The organism is Neisseria benedictiae (genome assembly GCF_958267435.1).
GTDB classification, from domain to species: domain Bacteria; phylum Pseudomonadota; class Gammaproteobacteria; order Burkholderiales; family Neisseriaceae; genus Neisseria; species Neisseria bergeri.
On sequence record NZ_CATQFV010000004.1, the window covers coordinates 1 to 279 of the forward strand.

Sequence of the window (279 nt, forward strand, 5' to 3'; positions counted from 1 at the left end):
CCGCCAACTGACCGAAAAAGGCTTAAAAGTAGAGAAAGCATCCGCCGCCGTCATTGACGCCACCATTATTCATACCGCCGGCAGCAAACAGCGTCAGGCCATAGAAGTTGATGACGAAGGACAAGTCAGCGGTCAAACCACACCGAGTAAAGACAAAGATGCCCGCTGGACAAAGAAAAACGGTTTATACCGACTCGGTTACAAACAACATACCCGCACCGATGAGGAAGGCTATATCGAGAAACTGCACATCACCCCAGCCAATACCCATGAGTGCAA

The 279-nt window shown here is 50.2% G+C and carries 1 protein-coding gene; it reads left to right on the top strand.

Going from position 1 to position 279, the window contains the following annotated elements:
• Positions 1–279: transposase (locus tag Q3O12_RS00030; RefSeq protein WP_301668785.1), on the top strand; the 279-nt coding region annotated here is incomplete at both ends.